General features: G+C 54.9%; 19 protein-coding genes and 1 pseudogene. 15 read left to right on the top strand and 5 right to left on the bottom strand.

Going from position 1 to position 17,606, the window contains the following annotated elements:
* Positions 1-105: 105 nt before the first annotated feature.
* The 4 genes from BMY38_RS11930 to BMY38_RS11915 all read left to right on the top strand — a co-directional run bounded on the left by BMY38_RS11930 (position 106) and on the right by BMY38_RS11915 (position 3,363).
* Positions 106-324: a hypothetical protein gene (locus tag BMY38_RS11930; RefSeq protein WP_092763062.1), complete on the top strand. Its 219-nt coding sequence runs from the start codon at positions 106-108 to the stop codon at positions 322-324.
* A 482-nt stretch (positions 325-806) separates the two neighbouring features.
* Positions 807-1,238 carry a hypothetical protein gene (locus tag BMY38_RS11925; protein WP_245737585.1) on the top strand — a complete coding sequence of 144 codons (432 nt, stop codon included), beginning with the start codon at positions 807-809 and terminating at the stop codon, positions 1,236-1,238.
* A gap of 77 nt (positions 1,239-1,315) precedes the next feature.
* Positions 1,316-1,987: a winged helix-turn-helix domain-containing protein gene (locus BMY38_RS11920; protein WP_092763058.1), complete on the top strand. Its 672-nt coding sequence runs from the start codon at positions 1,316-1,318 to the stop codon at positions 1,985-1,987.
* On the top strand, positions 1,984-3,363 hold the full coding sequence (locus tag BMY38_RS11915) for a HAMP domain-containing sensor histidine kinase (protein ID WP_092763056.1): 1,380 nt from the start codon (positions 1,984-1,986) through the stop codon (positions 3,361-3,363). The genes BMY38_RS11920 and BMY38_RS11915 overlap by 4 nt, the downstream gene beginning before the upstream one ends.
* A 215-nt stretch (positions 3,364-3,578) precedes the next feature.
* On the opposite strand, the gene BMY38_RS11910 is transcribed toward BMY38_RS11915, so the two are convergent.
* The 3 genes from BMY38_RS11910 to BMY38_RS11900 are packed head-to-tail and all read right to left on the bottom strand — an operon-like array spanning position 3,579 to position 6,507.
* A complete protein-coding gene (locus BMY38_RS11910) occupies positions 3,579-3,989 on the bottom strand; it encodes a GtrA family protein (protein ID WP_217638807.1) in 411 nt (136 codons plus the stop codon).
* Entirely contained in the window at positions 3,989-4,984 is a 996-nt protein-coding gene (locus BMY38_RS11905) for a glycosyltransferase family 2 protein (protein ID WP_217638806.1), read from the bottom strand. Before BMY38_RS11905 ends, BMY38_RS11910 begins: the two co-directional genes overlap by 1 nt.
* A complete protein-coding gene (locus tag BMY38_RS11900) occupies positions 4,981-6,507 on the bottom strand; it encodes an ArnT family glycosyltransferase (RefSeq protein WP_092763052.1) in 1,527 nt (508 codons plus the stop codon). Before BMY38_RS11900 ends, BMY38_RS11905 begins: the two co-directional genes overlap by 4 nt.
* Positions 6,508-6,653: 146 nt before the next feature.
* Between BMY38_RS11900 and BMY38_RS11895 the strand changes: the two genes are divergently transcribed.
* Both BMY38_RS11895 and BMY38_RS11890 read left to right on the top strand, forming a co-directional pair.
* Complete coding sequence (locus BMY38_RS11895) at positions 6,654-7,325, top strand: response regulator transcription factor (RefSeq protein ID WP_092763050.1); 672 nt, start codon at positions 6,654-6,656, stop codon at positions 7,323-7,325.
* On the top strand, positions 7,318-8,679 hold the full coding sequence (locus tag BMY38_RS11890; protein ID WP_092763048.1) for a sensor histidine kinase: 1,362 nt from the start codon (positions 7,318-7,320) through the stop codon (positions 8,677-8,679). Before BMY38_RS11895 ends, BMY38_RS11890 begins: the two co-directional genes overlap by 8 nt.
* A 78-nt stretch (positions 8,680-8,757) precedes the next feature.
* Here BMY38_RS11890 and BMY38_RS11885 read toward each other — a convergent pair.
* A pseudogene (locus BMY38_RS11885) lies at positions 8,758-9,022 on the bottom strand (transposase); the annotation flags it as partial.
* A 459-nt stretch (positions 9,023-9,481) separates the two neighbouring features.
* The gene (locus BMY38_RS11875; protein ID WP_217638805.1) at positions 9,482-10,765 is read right to left on the bottom strand and encodes a hypothetical protein; all 1,284 of its coding nucleotides are present in this window, start codon (positions 10,763-10,765) and stop codon (positions 9,482-9,484) included.
* A 357-nt stretch (positions 10,766-11,122) separates the two neighbouring features.
* Here BMY38_RS11875 and BMY38_RS11870 point away from each other — a divergent pair, with 357 nt between their 5' ends.
* From BMY38_RS11870 to BMY38_RS11830, 9 genes are all read left to right on the top strand, one after another.
* Complete coding sequence (locus BMY38_RS11870; RefSeq protein WP_092763044.1) at positions 11,123-12,247, top strand: site-specific integrase; 1,125 nt, start codon at positions 11,123-11,125, stop codon at positions 12,245-12,247.
* A 106-nt stretch (positions 12,248-12,353) separates the two neighbouring features.
* Entirely contained in the window at positions 12,354-12,542 is a 189-nt protein-coding gene (locus BMY38_RS18705) for a helix-turn-helix domain-containing protein (RefSeq protein ID WP_217638804.1), read from the top strand.
* 71 nt (positions 12,543-12,613) lie between these two features.
* Positions 12,614-12,955, top strand: a complete 342-nt coding sequence (locus BMY38_RS11860; protein ID WP_092763040.1) for a hypothetical protein — start codon at positions 12,614-12,616, stop codon at positions 12,953-12,955.
* 182 nt (positions 12,956-13,137) lie between these two features.
* Complete coding sequence (locus BMY38_RS11855) at positions 13,138-13,377, top strand: helix-turn-helix transcriptional regulator (protein ID WP_092763038.1); 240 nt, start codon at positions 13,138-13,140, stop codon at positions 13,375-13,377.
* 291 nt (positions 13,378-13,668) lie between these two features.
* Positions 13,669-13,899 (top strand): helix-turn-helix domain-containing protein, encoded by a 231-nt coding sequence (locus tag BMY38_RS11850; protein WP_092763036.1) that lies wholly within the window; start codon positions 13,669-13,671, stop codon positions 13,897-13,899.
* A gap of 102 nt (positions 13,900-14,001) precedes the next feature.
* Entirely contained in the window at positions 14,002-14,550 is a 549-nt protein-coding gene (locus BMY38_RS17945; RefSeq protein WP_139204710.1) for a hypothetical protein, read from the top strand.
* A 143-nt stretch (positions 14,551-14,693) separates the two neighbouring features.
* The gene (locus BMY38_RS11840) at positions 14,694-15,224 is read left to right on the top strand and encodes a hypothetical protein (protein WP_092763032.1); all 531 of its coding nucleotides are present in this window, start codon (positions 14,694-14,696) and stop codon (positions 15,222-15,224) included.
* A 221-nt stretch (positions 15,225-15,445) separates the two neighbouring features.
* Positions 15,446-16,063, top strand: a complete 618-nt coding sequence (locus tag BMY38_RS11835) for a hypothetical protein (protein ID WP_139204709.1) — start codon at positions 15,446-15,448, stop codon at positions 16,061-16,063.
* A gap of 336 nt (positions 16,064-16,399) precedes the next feature.
* On the top strand, positions 16,400-17,548 hold the full coding sequence (locus BMY38_RS11830) for a tyrosine-type recombinase/integrase (RefSeq protein WP_175495855.1): 1,149 nt from the start codon (positions 16,400-16,402) through the stop codon (positions 17,546-17,548).
* The last annotated feature ends 58 nt before the right edge of the window (positions 17,549-17,606 follow it).

Here is a 17,606-nt window from a genome sequence, read left to right as displayed (position 1 = left end):
CGAAGTTGGAAGCGTCGAAGCATTACATCGTTGTAATGCCACCGACAGGACGCGGTCCGTGATGCGACCCATATTCCTTTCACAAGGAACAAGGAGACCTGACACATGGAACGCATCAAATCATTGCTGGCAAGCGCGCTCGTGGCCGTGATCTTATTCGCCGGATTCGGCTTCGGTATCATTGCTGTAGGCTTTGCGATCGTCCTGGGTGGCGCCTTTGCGCTGGCGCTGCGATTGGCGGGACCACGGATCATAGCGGAGGCTGAAAAACGCGCTGAAACAGTACAGGACGAAACTTTCGAGGGTCAGCCTGCATCCGCCTGAGAACCAGTCTGACGACAAGGCAACGGCATGGGGTTACCAGCCGTTGCCATTTTTTATTATAAACCCAAGGCAGCAAACTCGATCAGCCACCGGACTTTGATGTTCCTGAGTTGTACAGAGCCGATAGTTGCTCAATATCTTGATGGCCCGGCATTTTCCGACTTCGCTGCCTGCCCCTCACATCAGCATCACATTGCCCCTATTTTCATCTCGGGCAGAATGCGGATCGTCGCTCGACCGCCCGGAAATGCCGACCGATGACCTCATGAGTGTGTCAGCAAGTCATGCCGGATTTATCCGTCAAGCCCGCCAGAGCCAGCATTCGATCAGTTCACCCCAGTCCCCGTGCATGACGAATGGACGTCTGGCAGTCCGATCGAACCTAACAAAGATGTAATGCAACGGTCAGTCGAACGAGAATGTCGCTCCATAGATCTGTCTCATCGGACGGGATGGTCCCGCCCAGCACCAAGGAGACGAACATGAAACGCAACAAACTCGCACTCGCTGCCACCTCCGGTCTTGTCGGCCTCTCGGTCTTTGCAGGATCGATGGCATATGCCGCCGAAAACTCCGACGCAAAATCGGCTGAGGAACTTCAGCAGTTTCTGACAGCCAACCCTGAAGTCGCAGCTGTCGTGGCGGATGTCGAAACCAAGACCGGCGGCAAGGTCATGGAAGCCGAGTTCGATGACGAAACCAAGGGCAACGGTGTTGTGGAGTTCGAAGTCGTGATGCCCGACAGCTCGAAGCAAGAGGTACAATACACTCTCGCCGACGGGTCGATGGCCGTCGATGTCCACGATAATGACGATGATGGCGATGACGGCGATGATGGCGACAACGAAGCCGACGATGACGGCGACAACGAATCTGACGATGACGGCGACAACGAAGCCGACGACGACAAGTAAGTCGCAGACATCTGATAAAGATGTAAGAATGCTGGTGGCCTCGTTTCGGGGCCACCAGAAGATCATGGAAGTGCATTATGAAAATTCTTGTCATCGAAGACGACAGAACGACAGGCAACTACGTTGCCGAAGGTCTTCGGGAAGAAGGCCATACGGTCGATTTGATGACTGACGGCAAGGATGCGCTTTTACAGGCCAGCACGACCGACTATGACATACTGATCGTTGATCGGATGCTGCCTGGGCTAGACGGCGTGTCGGTTGTGAAAACCATGCGCGGCGCCAAAAATCAGACACCTGTTCTGTTCCTGACCTCTTTGGGAGGCGTCGATGACCGGATCGAGGGCCTGAATGCAGGCGGCGACGATTATCTCGTGAAACCTTTTGCGTTCGGCGAGCTGTCGGCTCGTGTCGCGGCACTGGCCCGTCGCCCGCGTGCGACACAGGATGAAATAGTCTTGCGCGCCGGTGATCTGGAAATGGATCTTATGCGACGCAAGGTGACGCGCGGGGGACAGCATATTGATCTCTTGCCAAGGGAATTCGCGCTTCTCGAACATCTTCTTCGCCGCAAGGGAAGGGTGCAGACCCGGACCATGCTGCTGGAAGCGGTCTGGGATATCAGCTTTGACCCGCAAACGAACGTGGTGGAAACACACATCAGCCGGTTGCGCGCAAAGGTCGACAGACCATTTGAAACAGAGCTGATCAAGACGGTCAGAGGGTCCGGCTACCGGATCGAAGAATGACAACTTTCAAAGAGAGAACGCAGGCCTTGCTACGGTCTACACCGTTGCGCCTCGCCCTTGCTCTTGTTCTGCTGTTCGCGTTTGTAAGTCTTCTCAGTCTCGGTGCATCATACTTGGTCATCCGGGATTCATTCAGCAAAACAATGGAAACTGATCTGCGTCAGGACCTGGCCGGATTTCAGGCAGCCCCTTCGGCCGGGGCGGTCGCCCAGTTGATAGCAGCCGAAGCCGCGGTAACGGATCCGGAACGACGAATTCTCAGCTACCTGACTGCTGACGGAAAATACTATGGTAACGCGATGATCGCACGCTCCAGCGAGGGCTTCGGCGTGCTTTCCTTTCCCGATGGAGAAAACCTTCCTGAAGGTCCGTATCTTGCTTTGACCGCCAACCTCTATGGTGGCCAGTTGACGGTTGCCAACAGTCGCTCGCAGATCGAGGATTTGGAGGAACTTTTCCTCTATATTCTTCTTCTCAGTGTCCTGCCCACAACCGCCATCGCACTTGCGGCCGGGTTGATAATTTCCCGCCGCAGCGGTCGACGCATCGAAGCCGTCGGCCAAACCTTGAAGCAACTCACCCACGGGGACCTGTCTGCGCGGGTCAAGAACACGGCCGGGCGCGAAGATGATCTGTCTTCCATTGCCGAGCAGGTGGATCGAATGGCTGCCGCACAGCAATCGTCCGTCAATGCGCTACGGCAGGTCTCTGCTGATATCGCGCATGATCTCAAGACTCCGATCCAAAGGGTTGCTGTCCTTCTGAACCGGGCCAGAGAACTGCCGAACCTGCCTGACAAGCTTGAAACCATCCTGGATGAAGCGGGTCAGGAGACAACCGGCATCGTCGCGACCTTTCAGTCCTTGTTGCAAATCGCACAGATCGAAGGCGGTAGTCCGAAGAACAGGTTCCAACCGGTCGATCTGGGAGCACTGGCTGCGACCTTCGTCGAGGTCTACGAACCTTCAGCTGATGAATCCAATCATCGGATCGAGTCCGATCTGCCGGGGCAGGGAACCGCAATCGTTTCAGGTGAAAAAGGTTTGCTTGGTCAGGTTCTTGCAAATCTGATTGAAAACGCTCTGCGCCATACGCCGACAGGATCAGCCATCAGGGTTGCTGTTCAGGCGAGCCACTCACGCATAGAACTTACTGTTGCCGATAATGGCCCCGGTATCCCAGTCGAAGAACGCGAGAACGTGTTGCGAAGGCTCTACCGGCTGGAGCGGAGTCGGACCACATCAGGAAATGGTCTGGGCCTTAGCCTGGTTTCCGTGATCGCCGATTTGCATGATGCAAAGCTCGAACTTGGCTCAAACAACCCCGGTTTGCTTATCAAGCTCACTTTTCCTAAGGCATCAAATGCGCCCGGCTGAAAATGCACAGACCGTCACTGCCGGTTCGCGGCGAAGTTGAAAGCAGAGCAGATATGCGAGAGGCCGGATTGAACGCGATCACATTCGCTGACAAGCGCCGTATGCGTCCGATAGTTTCGTCGGTCATGTCAAAGACCTGTACCCTGTGGACGTCGCCGGGTTTGCGTTTGAAAAGCGTCTTTCGGTGACCACTCGCGACCCTTGGGTTGAACCTTTCATCGCCCGAGGTGCATTCGCGGGGCGGGATCTTTCGACAATCGCCGAAACGCCCAATTCCGGCTGGCGAAGAAGGTCACTATGGCGGCAATGCCGGTGGAAAGGATCAGTGATGATATCTGGGGCAGGAGGCTAGTCCATACCAGCACGGCGAGGAGCGCTTCGTTCACGATGAACCCGCCAAATGCTACCAATGCGAAACGTTTCAGGGAGGTCGTTATCTCCTTTTCCTGATCGGAAAAGGAAAAACCGTAGTGACCCATGAAACTGACTCCAAACGCGATCAGAAACGAAACCGGGTTGGCAGACAGTGCGGACCAACCAGAATGGATAAGCGTCGCGCCGATGAGCATATGGACAGCTGTTGCAAGCACCCCGACAAATCCAAACCTCAGGAACTGATTCAGCATCATCTTTGATCCTTAATCAGACTGTGCGTTTCCGCGATTATAAACCCCGGGCGTCCTTTGACCTCGGTAAAGACGCGGGCCAGATATTCACCAAGCACCCCGATCGAAATAAGCTGCACGCCCCCCAACAGGAACACCGCAACCGCGAGCGTTGACCAGCCGGGCACATCGACTCCGAAGATCATCGTCTTCGCAGCGATCCAGAACCCGTACAGAATAGAAAGCGCGGCGACGCTCATGCCGATCAAGGTCCAGACCCGCAAAGGCCAACTGGTGAAGGACGTCAAACCGGTTAGACCTAGCGTCAAAAGGTTTCGAAAGCCGAACTTGGACGTTCCGCCTGTGCGCTGCTCCAACTCGATCGGTATGGCTTTGGAGCGAAAGCCGACCCAGCCGTACAGACCTTTCATGAAGCGGTTTCGTTCGGGCAGGGCACACAGCGCATCCACTACGCGGCGATCCATCAATCTGAAATCGCGCGCGTCCGCCGGAATATCGGCTTCGGTTCCCAAGTTTAGCAATTTGTAGAAAACGCCGCTGAAGAAACGCTTCAGACAGGGCTCATCGTCCCGGTGTGCGCGCACTGCATAGACAACCTCGAACCCTTCGGCCCGGTGCTGCAGCATGGTAGCAAGATGGCACAGCGGCTCCTGCAGGTCGGCGTCAAGGATCACCACCCCGGAACCCGTCGAAGCCACAAGCCCGGCCATGATCGCCTGTTCCTTTCCGAAGTTGCGCGACAGTCGCAGGATACGCAGAGGAATGTGGCCCGTGGCCTTCTTCGCTCTCTCGAATGTGCTGTCCGAGCTTCCATCGTCCACCACGATAATTTCGTGGGACCGTACCAATGTCCGGGCCTCATCATTGACGCGTCGGATCGTCTCCGCGATGTTTTCTTCCTCGTTGAAGGCTGGGATTACAAAGGAAAGCTCTGGCACATTTACAGGCGCCGGGACTGCCTGAATGTCGTGTATCGGCATTGTGGCCAGTTTCATGGCTTTGCTCCTGAGGCATCCGCTTCAACAAGAAGGAAGTCGCGCCCAAACTGTCCAAGATTTACGAAACTTTCGCCCAGAATTGCCGAGACTTCGTCGAGTGCATCGCGCCGCACCGCGACGGCATCCCTGACATTATTGAAGGCAAGCGCCTTTAGGCTTTGCGGGTCTGTGGCCACCTGCGCTTGGCCGCTTGTGTAGAATTCAGCGGAGTAGCTGCGCTTGCCCCAATAGGTCAGACGCATATCCGGATCGATCTGTGCAGCCTGCTCGACCAGCGCCTCTTGCGACTTCAAGTTCAGTGTGTCCGGAGCGAAATGAGCAAGAATCGTGAGAGCAAGAAACAATGCCGTGGCGGCGCCTACACAAAGGCCGAATATCGCTTTGGTACCATTTCCAGGTGATCCTTGAACCGAGGACCAAAGGGACACCAGCAATAGGATCGTTGCCGGAATACCCGGCAAGACATACGCTTCAAGAATGTTGGCAGCAGGCGTGAAGAGGAGCATTGGCGCGATCGCCCAGAGCAGAAGATAGCTGTGCCAGCCGCGATTGTCTGCCTTGATGACCGCCACCACGTTCTTCGCGCGCAAAAGCAGCCAGCCTGCAAACAGTGTCCACGGCAGGAATGCACCAAGCCAGTAGAACCATATGAGGCCCTTCGCCCGTGCGTGCCCGGCGCCGTAGAGGTCACCTTGCCAGTTTGATACGGTGAAGCGCTCAAAGTGTTCGCCGATGATGAAATAGCGCAGAAAACCCGGTGTTTTCAGCTCTGCGGCGGCATACCACGGCAGCGTCAGCGCCAAAAGCAGTACTGTCCCGGACAGCCATGGAAGCGCCGCCAGCAGAGACCAGCGGCGTCCGATCAGTAGCCAAAGCCCGATTGGCATCAGCGTCAAAACAGACGCGACGGGCCCTTTTGCCAGCAATCCGATAGCCAACCCGACAAAGAACAGGTGTCCCCAGACAATCCCGCCGCCGCGGCGATCGGTCACAAGAGTGTAGAAAGCGACCATGCTCAGCGTTGTGCCAAGTGTCATGACCATATCGGTCATGACAAATGCCGAGGCCCCGAAGAACAGGATCGACGAAAACAGCACGACCATCACGACAAGTGCTTGGTCTGCGCCCGTTTGCCGTTTCATGAATCTGCCAGTCAAGCCGAGAACCGTCAGCCCCGACAGGAATATGAAGATACGTGCGCCAAAACCTCCAATACCGAATATCTGCATGCCAAGAGCGGAAAGCCATGTGTGCAGCGGCGGTTTGCCCCAGAAGGGAATGCCGTAATCAAATTGAGGCGTGATCCAGTCCCCCGTCTCGATCATTTTTCGTGCTATCTCGGCGTAACGCGCCTCTGTCGTGTCCGTGAAAGGCAGCCACAACATGAACAGGACGCGGATGGCCAGCAGCGTACAAAGCGCCGCGAGAAGAAATCTGCGATCTGACATCGAAAGCCTGAAAGGGCGAGGAATCCCAATCGAGCGAGGTTGGATTGGGATATTGGTATCGAGCGTGACCATGTCTGCCTCTTGGAGCTTCAAGCTCTCGATTAAGGCAGCCGATCTGGCCTGCTGGTGGTCGTGTCTATACCGATTGGTAATGTGGCGACCATGGTGGATCGAGAATTTTGGAAGTAATCTCGAAACACAATTCGAAAGTGAGCTCTATGCGCGTCCTGATCGTGGAAGATGATCAAGAAACTGCCGACTACATCTGCTCAAGCCTGCGGGAGCTTGGGCATATGTTCGAACGGGCAGCAGATGGTAAGACCGGATTTCTCAGCGCGCTCGACAGCGATTTTGACGTCATGGTCATCGACCGGATGTTGCCGGGACTGGATGGATTGTCGTTGGTCAAGTCGATCCGCAGCGCGGATGTCGCCACGCCAATCATCATTTTGAGCGCCATGGGCGGCATAAACGACAGGGTCGATGGTCTGGAAGCCGGTGCAGACGACTACCTGGTGAAGCCCTTCGCATTTTCGGAACTCTCTGCCCGCCTTACGGCGTTGGCACGCAGACCCCCGATGCAAACCGAAGAGACAAGATTGCAGCTTGCCGATCTGGAAGTCGATCTGATCAAGCACACAGTTGTCAGGGCAGGGGCTCCGATCCAGATTCAGCCACGTGAGTTCCGGCTGCTGGTCTATCTTATGCGCAATGCCGAACGGGTGGTTACACGGACGATGCTGCTTGAAGGCGTGTGGGATTTCCACTTCGATCCGAAGACGAATGTCGTGGAAACCCACATCTCAAGGCTCAGGAACAAGGTCGACAAATCCTTTGACCGGCAATTGATCCATACCGTGCGCGGGTCCGGATACAGCATGCATGCTTAGGCTTGGCCGGACATCGCTGCGACTGTCGCTGCAGTTCGCATTCCTTTATTCTGTCTTGTCGGCTGTCATCTTCGTTGGTGCCTATTGGTTCACTAACTACGAGGTCCGCGACTGGCTGCACGATCAGATGTCCTCGGATATAATAATCCTTGCTGAAATCTATGACAAAAACGGCATTCAAGAGCTGGTCAAGAGCGTCGATGTCATGGCCGATGTCAATTTCGAGAATGCACGCATTTTTCAGCTACTTGGCCCGGACGGAACAATACTGGCAGGTAATGTTTACGCAATGGAAGGGGCGGTGTCCGAGGGATACATCCCAGCCGACAGAGTTGATATTGAGGGCGAGCATTCAGACGAAGTCTCTGGTTACTGGATCGCGCAAAGCAACATTGGTCCGTATACGCTGCTACAAGGAACTGGAAACCATGTCATAGCCGAGGTTCTGGAGGCACTTGGCATCACGCTGGTCGCAGGTTTCATTCTTATCATGGCATTCGGCACGTTTGCGGGTGTTTGGGTCGGCCGCCTGACGGAGCGCAGGATTGAAGCGATCTCAGGTACCATGGAACAGGTGGCGGCGGGCCAGCTTGCTGCGCGTATCCCGACCGATGCTACATCGATCGATGATTTGTCACGCGTCTCCATCAGCATCAACGACACCTTGGAACAGCTTGAAAACCTGATGGAAAGTCAGATCCAGATTTCCAGCGACATCGCACATGATCTTCGCACACCCTTACAACGTTTGCGGCAGCGCCTTGAGAAGATGTCCGGCCAGCAGGTCATAAATCCCCAGGACGCCGTTATCGCGCTGGAACAGACCGAGGATATCATCAGCACCTTCAATGCGCTTTTACGGATTGCTCAGATAGAAGCGGGGGATCGGCGCGAGCGTTTTCAGCGCACCGACCTGCGAAGCCTCCTCACAAACGTTTACGAAGCGTTCGAACCTTCGGCAGAGGACGGCGGACAAAAACTTGATCTTAAGGTGTCGGATCAACCTGTCGTCGTTTTGGGCGACCCCGACCTTTTGATGCAGCTGATTTCCAATCTTGCTGAAAACGCGTTGCGGCATACCCCCAAAGGCACAACGATAACACTGGCGACCTCATACATGGATGAATGTCCCGTTCTCAGTGTTTCTGACACTGGTACCGGAATCGCGCCCCAAGATCGTGAAAAGGTGTTCAGACGCTTTTATCGCGGCGAGAAAAGCCGGACGACAGGGGGCAACGGTTTGGGGTTGAGCCTGTGCAAAGCGATCGCGGAACTTCATCATGCGAACCTTGAGGTTTCAGACAATCAACCGGGTCTTCGGATCGAAGCTCGATTTCCACCTCCAGCCAAATGAATTGCTGCTGTATGACGATAATGCGGCCGCAACGGAAAGGTGACTGATCTGGATCCTGTTACCCCATAACATGCGGAATTAGGCCCCAGCCTCATTGATGTACACCCAGAACAAGACGGTTGCTGCGAGCGCGATTGATGAAGGGAATACCGTCGGGGATCTGTCGTAGCGGGTGGCAACCCGACGCCAGTCTTTCAGGCGTCCGAACATGATCTCGATCCGACTGCTTCGCTTGTATCGCCGCTTGTCGTATTTGACAGGTTTGTCGCGCGACTTCCGCCCGGGGATGCAGGGCTTGCCCCCCCCTTTCAAACAGGGCCTCACGGAATAAATCCGCATCATACCTTGCCTGAAGACTACGTGTCGAAAGCAAGGACGATCACACCCGTTCCGTTCGACACCTTCGATCCTGAGCGGAATTGCCCCAGCTGGGTGGCGTTCCTTGACCAAGCCCTTGGTGCCCACAGGCCAGCTTGCCGCCCCCTTCGCCGCCGACCGCATTGAACGGCCCATTGACGGCCTACCGTCGCCCGCTGACCGCGTGGCGCACTTGTTCGGGCACCGGCTAGGGGTAGACCTGCCCGACGTGCTGACTGTGGCCCTGTCGTCGCCTGCGCAAAGCGTCATGGACGTTTTAACCGGGGAAGGTCTAGGCGACATTGACCTTGCCGCCGTGGCCGTCTTGGCTTTGCCTCTGTGGGCAATTCCCGCCGACCAACGGGCGACCGTCGCAAGTCTTTGCGAACACCCATAACGAACTCCGCAAGAGTGCCCAACTGCTGTCCCTTAGGGGGCGGCTTTTTTAACGCCCAAGCGGCCTTATACGTGGCTCGATTCGTTCAGGAACGTTGTATGCTTGCACAGTGATAGAGATTTCGCGGTTTGCGTCGTCCTTATGCCCGAACAAATATGTCCAGCTACTTTCGGAACGTTTGCTAACTTGCTTCTTAAAGCTGGGATGCTTCGCAGTGGATTCCTCTATCTTGGATAGGACGCCGGTAAAATCCTTGTTTCGGCTGAAAACCAAAACTGCGGCCTTCGTGTCCCGCCAACTGAGGTAAGATAGAACTTGATCTAGTGTTTCCAAATATCCCTTTTCACCCGTCCAAAACTTGCACTCGCCAATGAAGATGTTTTTCCCATCTACCTTGATTAGAATATCCGTTTTGCCTTCGTAATTGAAGGTTTCGCCGGTTGCGTCGCCGGAAAAGTGGCCGTTCAACTGCACTAGAAAATGCGTTCGCAGACTTTCTTCATCTATCTCTCGGAACGCTCCGGGGCTTTGCTCCATCACTCCAACCATGTTTTCCAACACGGTTAAGATATGTTCGTAGTCTTGGTCAGTAAGTGTGGGTTCAGGTTTGAACGCCTGCCTCGAAGCGGTTGGCTTTGGCGTTGCAGGGCGAATTTTCCGACGCACATTGGGTGCTGCGAATGTTTCGCTTTGTCCGGGTCGAGCCTTCATCTTGAAGCCAAGCCCTGCTACCATTGATTTGTCTTTTAGAAGCTTCTCTTTGCGTCGTTCGATGGTTTGAGTTGCAAGCGCATCTAGGCTTGCATTGTAGCCTTTGGCATCATTTTCTAGCCAGCCGATGTGCTCAGTTAGAGCGGAGATTCTACGCTCGATTTCGCGACGCACGCTATCTTCGGTAAGATCAGTTCCAACTATCGAAAATTTCAGCACGTTACCCGCAACATTAGCGCGGGGCTTTCCCGTACTCCATGTTGTCGGCTGGATGTCAAACCCAACTTTGTTACCACTGTAAGGTATTTCAACGTCCAACGATGTTCCCGCCATGTGATATGGGCGCGACCGGTCATGTATCATACGGTTTCGATCTTGGCTGACGTCAATCTGCGTCTCGCGTTGATCCACAACCAATTCGTCGGGGTAGATAGTTGGGGCGTCGAAAACGTATTTGTCGACATAGTAGCGCGCCAAATCTGTTGTGGAAGTGTTCAGCAGTTCGTCGCCGTCCATTCCTTCGATTGCGGCTACTAGTTGTTTCTTCCAGCCGTCCTGCATGGTGTGCCAGTCGCCCTTATTGAACAGAAGGTCGTTGGGTGCAGAATTGTAGCCTCGCATATCAAACTCGCATTGTGTGTGAACTTTCATCGCACACTATATGTTGATATGCGCAAAATGCCAACGCACCGAACAACAACACATCGGCCTATTTGACCGCTCGAAGTTTGTATGTAGGTTGTTAGTAGATTTTATGGTCTGCCAATTTCCTCAATGAAATCAAGGAAGATTGGCTCCGGCGGTAGGGATCGAACCTACGACCAATTGATTAACAGTCTGAGATTGCGAGTAAATCATGGGCCATTTGGCCTCACTCAGGGCGTACGAACCCTTGAAAACATAGCAATATCATCCCGGTAGCACCATCCAGGCCCACCTGGATTAATCGCAAACACTGTACTCGGGACTGTACTTTCCATGACCATATTCAAATTCACCGAGGCCCGTATCAGGGACCTCCCACTCGGCTCGGGCATCCATCGGGACACCGATGTGAAAGGCCTGATGTGCATTTGCCATAAGACCTGTCGGACCTTTGCCGTGCAAAGCGACGTCCGACGGGAAAAGCGCCACGTTCGAACCGTAAGGGTCAAGATCGGGCGGGCTGACCATATCCGTCTAAACGAGGCCAGAAATGAGGCCCGAAAACTCATGGCCACGATCCAGTCTGGTATCGATCCCACGGCTGGCCCGGAGTCCACTGGCATCACATTGGAACAAGCTTTGAAAGAGCACCTGAAAGAACGGGAGCTTTCCGACGCAACGGTCAGAAACTACCAGTACCACATGGACAACTACCTTGGGCGTCTTCGGCGTCGTGCCGTGGCTGACATTACGCGTCAGGACTGCCGAGAGCTTATGGACCAACTCACAAAGCGTCACGGTAAGACCACGGGTGGTTCGGTCATGCGCACCGTCCGAGCTCTTGTGAATACGGCCCGCCGTCACGACGAAACCATAGGGGCAAACCCGGTTGATGCCCTTCGTGTCCCTGCAACCCCGAAACGGGAGGTAGGGGAATTGGACTTGGCCAACTTCTGGTCCACGACCGAAGCCATGTCTCCCTTGATGCGTGACCTGCAACGAACGTTCCTTTTGACGGGGGCAAGGAGAACATCTCTGCTGGGTGTAAAATGTGCCGACTTCGACGCCGAGGCAGGCGTTTTGACCTTCACCCATATGAAAACAGGTGGAGCTTGGTCCTTCCCGACCGGCCGCTGGTTGACCGAAACCTTGAGGGCCAGAATGAAGGAGGACGAGCCTCTTAACTCGCCCTGGCTTTGGCCTTCACCTGGGTCAGCCACCGGTCACGTTGCAGAGCCAAAACGGGCTGGTGTTCCGTCTCCCCACGCCCTTCGTCACCACGCCAGAACGATGATGATTGCTGCTGGTGTGCCCTATGCTGAAGGGGCGCTTCTGTTGGGGCAACGGCTTCCTGGTGCTTCTGGTGGGTATGTGCATCAGACGCATTTGGTCGAGGCGCTTCGTCCGCATTCTCAAGCTTTAGAGGATTTGGTCATGGTCAAGGCAGGCGTTGCGTGAATGATGGTACGACGCCTTAACACGTTGGCATATCAAGGATTTGCAAGCTGATAACCTGATTTCATCGCTGTCCATTTGGACGCATTTGGATTTTGGAGTTATCAGCATGAGCAACCTACAAAATGACACCCCTTGGATGACAACCGAGGCCGCTGCGAAATACCTTTCGGTCTCGACTGGCACCATGCACAATTGGCGTAGCAAAGGCACTGGTCCGTCTTACCGAACCGTTGGCCGGATCGTCCGTTATCACCGTGACGATTTGGACGCTTTCATGATGTCGGGGGCGGCGTGATGCGAACGATTACAGTCACACAGCACCGAGACCCGATACCGGACTATTCCAACGAAGAAGACCGGTACGAGATGGCCAAGATGCTCCTGCAAGAGGCTGAATTGGATACCACCGACCCGGTCGAACAGGTGATCGAAGCGAGTTGGGCTGCGGGCTTCAACGGCTTTGACGATGTTTGCCTTCGATTGCTTGCCGAATTCCTGGGCCTTTTTCCGATTGATTGGGGGGAAGACAAGCAGGGAAAAATTACTATTCAATTCGGCACCGCTTTGGATGCGATCAACTCGAATGCGGACAATGTGAATTTCTGGGAAAACGGATATTTGCGGGACGAAGCTGCAAGACTGGAACCGAAACGTTGGCGTATCCATGAGGCGGAAATGGCAAGACAATTCAACCAGCATTTGAGCTAAGACCAACTGTCAGCTTCGCAGGTCAGGCTAAAGATTTTCTTACGCCAGCGTTCGTTGCGTGCTGGTCAAGTGTTGGTATGCGGGGGGATTTGGGCACGGTATTGTTCTGATCGATAGACCGGATTGCCGTGCTGAGCGGCTGAGGCAATCCGGTCGATACTTTAGCACATAGGAGGCCTGCCATGCCTAAGAACGAAGATAACGCCCCCAAGCCTTCTGGCACACCATTGAAAGACCTTCTGACGACGAAAGAAGCAGCGGCCTTGACCGGGCATCCCGCAACCACGCTGATGGCCTTTCGCAATCGCCGCAACAACACCAAATACAAGAATGCAGGTCCTAATTACGTGAAGATTGGGACAGCCGTTTTCTACGAGCGCTCTGTGATTGAGGCCTACAACGCCAAACGTCTGGGGGCTTGAAATGAGTTTTCATACCGATGCGTCACAACTGACGCCCTTGCTGGCCAGCGGATACCAGCTTCTCCCTTTGCATAAGTTCTCGGCCGAAGATGAGGTCAAAGGCAAGAAACGCAAACGGGGTAACCTTCCTCCTGACTGTGACATGAGCGCTGTTGCCACATGCAACTCAGAAATCTTGCCTCTTTGCGTCGAAGTCAGATTTTGGCGCAATCCCATTGTTTTATCCTATTTTGGGATAATTCTATTTCGGGATTATCGCGATCAGCACGAGCAGTCAAATGGAACGTGCGGTTGTCAAAGAGCATCTACGATGAAGAATACAGGAAGCTCATCGACGATTTGCGTTCTGAGCGGAAGGCAGCGGGCCTGACTCAACAGGCCTTGGCTGACAAGCTGGCCAAGCCTCAATCATTCGTCGCCAAAGTCGAAGGCTATGAACGACGGTTGGACGTCATCGAGTTCGTACACTGGTGCCGAGCTCTGGAAACCGATGCTTCTGCAATATTGCGACTGGAAACCTAGAGGGGCTACCAAGCTCTGATTTGCTATTCTTGCGTGTGTTCCGTCAAAGAACTAAGCTGGCACCACATAACACAGAGCCCGCTAGCAAGAGGTCTAATTAGGATGGAAGACAACAGGTCAATCGGGGAAATCACGATTGATTCCATAATTCGTGGTGCCACCAACCAAGAAGCGGTCGACGCGGTGAAAAAGGTCCATCCCGGTGCCAAATCAAACGATAGAACCGTTTCATGGTATCGAACCCGGTTGAAAAGTGCTGGGGCTCAAATCCCATCAGCTCGGGATGCGCCCGGTATTGATAGAGGTTATTCGGCCCCCAAACCCACAACGGCTGCAGATTCCGCAACTCGTCAAAAGGCAAGAGGATTGGCCTGCAGGATAATTGTAGAAAATGGCACAAATGAGCAAGCCTTTCGAGAAGCTGCCGAGGCTTTCCCAGAATCTGGTATCAGAGAACGTGAAGTGTCCGACTTGCGTCATATTCTGGTCCATTGGCCTGGCAAGAAAGTCCTTAGCGACTCTGAGGCGCGTAAGTTTCAAGTTGAACGGGAGGCTGACCGTTCGGGTGATATTCGAGACAACCTAACGGACGACGAAAGAGAGCGTTGCAAAGCACTGTTGGAAGAGCTGAAAGATATACTCGCAATCTGATATTTCTTAGCGAATAATGTGTTCCAAATTCCGTCTGTGATCGCCAGCGACCATCACAATATGCAACAGTTCTAATTTCGGGGCTCGCGGGTTCCCTGTTTCCCGACACCGTATGGTCATCAACGCTGAAACGGAGACCAGCCATGACCAAGAGTACCTATGTTGCAATTGCACCTGATGGATCGGAGCACACCCGCAAGACCGACCGGACCTACACCCACGCTGTCTTGCTCGAAGGCGAGGAAGGATGGGGCGCGGTCGGCTTCTGTGGCCGTCCCGACCTAGCCGAGAAGAAGCGCAGAGAGCACCCCGGATCGATCATGGTCGAGTGCGGCGTTCTCGGTGACCGCGCGGCTGACATGCTCGAGGCAGATGTCACCGAGAACGCTGAACCGACCGCACCGGAAGCAAACGACAAGCCTGAGCGCGAGCAGACAGTCGACGAGAAGATTGCAGCGGCCACGGTCCACGACCCTGCGCCGAAGCGGACCGTCGGATCGCTGGTGCAGGAGCTGCTGATGGACCCCGACCTCGGCTATCTTGCGATCGTCGATCGGGTCATGGCCGAGTTCCCCGACGCCAAGACCTCCGTCCGCTCAGTTGCATCGGTCGCCGCGGGGCTGCGCAGGAAGGGCGTGAACGTCCCCATGCGGCGCACGGCAAAAGCTCACTAGGGACGAACCTCGCCTGAAACGCGGCTGCCCTCTGCTGGTGCCGAAAGGGCCAAGTCAAAGCCATATATCCTTTGGTTGTGGCGTTGCTTATTAGCTTCGCCCACCATATATTGTGGTCTCACCCCAGGTTCTGCATAGTCTGCGCCGCAGTGCATAGGAATTGAGTTCACGCATGACCCTGTCCAATCGTTCACTGCCGAAGCCGGAGACGTGGCAAGAATTTGAGCACCACGCTTGGCTGCTTTTCAAGTCTGAGCTTAACGACCCGGCAACAGAGAAGAATGGAAGGCAGGGCCAAGGACAGAGGCCTGATCTCGATTGAGGACTACACCAAGTTTATCGCTGATTGCCTGAACCGCGATTTCACCTACGTATCGATGGACTCGCAAACCTTGCTAACACAGGCAAAAGCCGAAGGGTTTAACGGGCGTGGTACGGTCAAGCGGATGCTGGAGGTGGTTGGCGGGAAGAACGCTGATTTGGAAACCAACCTAGGCGTCGCTGCAACGTTCCTTGACCTTGTGTTCCACGAGACCAAGCAGGAGCATCTGCGAGACCGCTACGCAAGTATGGTCTTGGAGGCATTCTGTGCTCCGCGCCAGGACAAGGCTATCGAAGTGATAAAGGCACTTACTGCGCAGGTTTCCCTTCGCGTGTTCAGTTTGATTGAGCACGCATTCTGGTGGCTTGTCGGTCGAACCGTGGGAACGCCGAACTTCCGACAACAAGTTGAAGAAGCAAAGAAATCTCAACTTATCCGTCCGGTTGCTATTCCTCCTGCCTTACGCTTTCGAGCAACAGAAAGGGTCAGGCTCCTAGGCTCATGCTTCCCGAACTGAGGTGTAGGATTACGCAGCTGACCTGGTCGAAATCCACAAACACCGATCCGGGCAGTGTTTGCTGTACTTATTCTGTACTCGAAAAGAAAAAGGACTTAGCGGATGAGCGCTAAGTCCTTGAAATCTTTGGCTCCGGCGGTAGGGATCGAACCTACGACCAATTGATTAACAGTCAAGCGACGGTATTTATTCGGTTGGTGCATGTTGACGCGGTTCGTCAGTAAAAACAGTGGTTTACTCCTACTTTGCAACGATAATCAATCGGTTGACAGTGCGCCAGAATGCGCCTTAGTGACGTGGTGCGTTGCAAAACGTTGCAAAATTGGAGCACGACAGATGACCACCGCAATTGACTTCACCAAACCTGCACGCCTGCTGAAAACGTCTCCGGGCATGTATCGACACGACGGCGACCGCTTTCCCGGCCTCTATCTGAACGTCGGCAAGACCAAGAGCACTTGGTACATCAAGCGCAAGGTCGATGGGAAAACGAAGTCGATCAAGATCGGCGCGTTCCCGGCGATGGACGCCCTCACGGCGTTCAAGCAAGGTGACACCAAGACCGGGGTTGCCAAGAGCGACATTCAGACGGTGCGCGATGGGTGGCGGTTCTGGTGCGACACGTCACAGGCGCAAGGGGGGATGTCCGATGCCCACCGCGTGCGCATGACGCGCCAGCTTGAGATGCACGCGCGCGAGATCATGGACAGCAACGTGGCCGACGTGACCTCGGCCAATGTGCAGGCTGTCCTCAACCGCCTGATGGCCGAAGGAAAGAAGGCGACGGCGCGCGCGGTGCGCATCGGCATCGGCAACGCATTCAACTTCGCCCCCGTCGTGAACCCGGTTGCCCAAAAGAAGACACGGGTGGCCAAGAGCGACGAGACAGAGGCGCAGTGGGCGGTGGCGTCACGCGCGCACGACCTCGACGCCGACGACTGGACGACGATCTGGGAGGCGATCATGACGCGGCGGGAGAAGAACGTCATTGTCGGGACAGCGGTCGCCGTCATGTTCCTGACGGGCATCCGCTCCGAGAACGTTTGCTCGCTGTCGTGGGATCAGGTGGACTTGCAGAACAAGACAATCCACCTGACTAAGATGAAGAACAAGCTGGCCCGCACGCTGCCCGTCATGGACACCGTGATCGACATGCTCAAGACAATCCGGGGGTCAGGCAGCGAATGGGTGTTCCCGGCGTCGTCGGCCACCGGATACATCACTGACCCCAAGGGCACGTTCGCGACCGTGGGCGATGAGAGCGTCCGGGTGTTCCTGCCCCATGACGGGCGGCGTCACTTCATGCAGGCGTCAGCCGAGGCGTTCTTGCCTGACTACGTCGCCCACTTCCTGCGCGGTGACAAGAAGGCAGGCGAGGGCAGTGACATGCTAATGAAATACCTCAAGCGCATGGGCAATCGTCGCGCGGTCGAAGACATTGAGAAAGTGTACTTCGAACGGATAAAGGTGGATCCTGCTTTCTAAATTGTTTGTTAACCATCGTTGCACTAAGGTGATGGTGCACTCCACCATGACGGTGGGT

Source organism: Jannaschia helgolandensis, assembly GCF_900109285.1.
Lineage (GTDB): Bacteria > Pseudomonadota > Alphaproteobacteria > Rhodobacterales > Rhodobacteraceae > Jannaschia > Jannaschia helgolandensis.
The sequence above is the reverse complement of the archived record's forward strand: the minus strand, read 5'-3'. Positions and strand labels throughout refer to the sequence as shown.

What these genes read in the sequence shown, in the direction of transcription:
- BMY38_RS11930 (WP_092763062.1), top strand. Translation starts at nt 106, where the DNA reads ATGGAACGCATCAAATCATTGCTGGCAAGCGCGCTCGTGGCCGTGATC.
- BMY38_RS11925 (WP_245737585.1), top strand. Translation starts at nt 807, where the DNA reads ATGAAACGCAACAAACTCGCACTCGCTGCCACCTCCGGTCTTGTCGGC.
- BMY38_RS11920 (WP_092763058.1), top strand. Translation starts at nt 1,316, where the DNA reads ATGAAAATTCTTGTCATCGAAGACGACAGAACGACAGGCAACTACGTT.
- BMY38_RS11915 (WP_092763056.1), top strand. Translation starts at nt 1,984, where the DNA reads ATGACAACTTTCAAAGAGAGAACGCAGGCCTTGCTACGGTCTACACCG.
- BMY38_RS11910 (WP_217638807.1), bottom strand. Translation starts at nt 3,989, where the DNA reads ATGCTGAATCAGTTCCTGAGGTTTGGATTTGTCGGGGTGCTTGCAACA.
- BMY38_RS11905 (WP_217638806.1), bottom strand. Translation starts at nt 4,984, where the DNA reads ATGAAACTGGCCACAATGCCGATACACGACATTCAGGCAGTCCCGGCG.
- BMY38_RS11900 (WP_092763052.1), bottom strand. Translation starts at nt 6,507, where the DNA reads ATGGTCACGCTCGATACCAATATCCCAATCCAACCTCGCTCGATTGGG.
- BMY38_RS11895 (WP_092763050.1), top strand. Translation starts at nt 6,654, where the DNA reads ATGCGCGTCCTGATCGTGGAAGATGATCAAGAAACTGCCGACTACATC.
- BMY38_RS11890 (WP_092763048.1), top strand. Translation starts at nt 7,318, where the DNA reads ATGCTTAGGCTTGGCCGGACATCGCTGCGACTGTCGCTGCAGTTCGCA.
- BMY38_RS11875 (WP_217638805.1), bottom strand. Translation starts at nt 10,765, where the DNA reads ATGCGAGGCTACAATTCTGCACCCAACGACCTTCTGTTCAATAAGGGC.
- BMY38_RS11870 (WP_092763044.1), top strand. Translation starts at nt 11,123, where the DNA reads ATGACCATATTCAAATTCACCGAGGCCCGTATCAGGGACCTCCCACTC.
- BMY38_RS18705 (WP_217638804.1), top strand. Translation starts at nt 12,354, where the DNA reads ATGAGCAACCTACAAAATGACACCCCTTGGATGACAACCGAGGCCGCT.
- BMY38_RS11860 (WP_092763040.1), top strand. Translation starts at nt 12,614, where the DNA reads ATGGCCAAGATGCTCCTGCAAGAGGCTGAATTGGATACCACCGACCCG.
- BMY38_RS11855 (WP_092763038.1), top strand. Translation starts at nt 13,138, where the DNA reads ATGCCTAAGAACGAAGATAACGCCCCCAAGCCTTCTGGCACACCATTG.
- BMY38_RS17945 (WP_139204710.1), top strand. Translation starts at nt 14,002, where the DNA reads ATGGAAGACAACAGGTCAATCGGGGAAATCACGATTGATTCCATAATT.
- BMY38_RS11840 (WP_092763032.1), top strand. Translation starts at nt 14,694, where the DNA reads ATGACCAAGAGTACCTATGTTGCAATTGCACCTGATGGATCGGAGCAC.
- BMY38_RS11830 (WP_175495855.1), top strand. Translation starts at nt 16,400, where the DNA reads ATGACCACCGCAATTGACTTCACCAAACCTGCACGCCTGCTGAAAACG.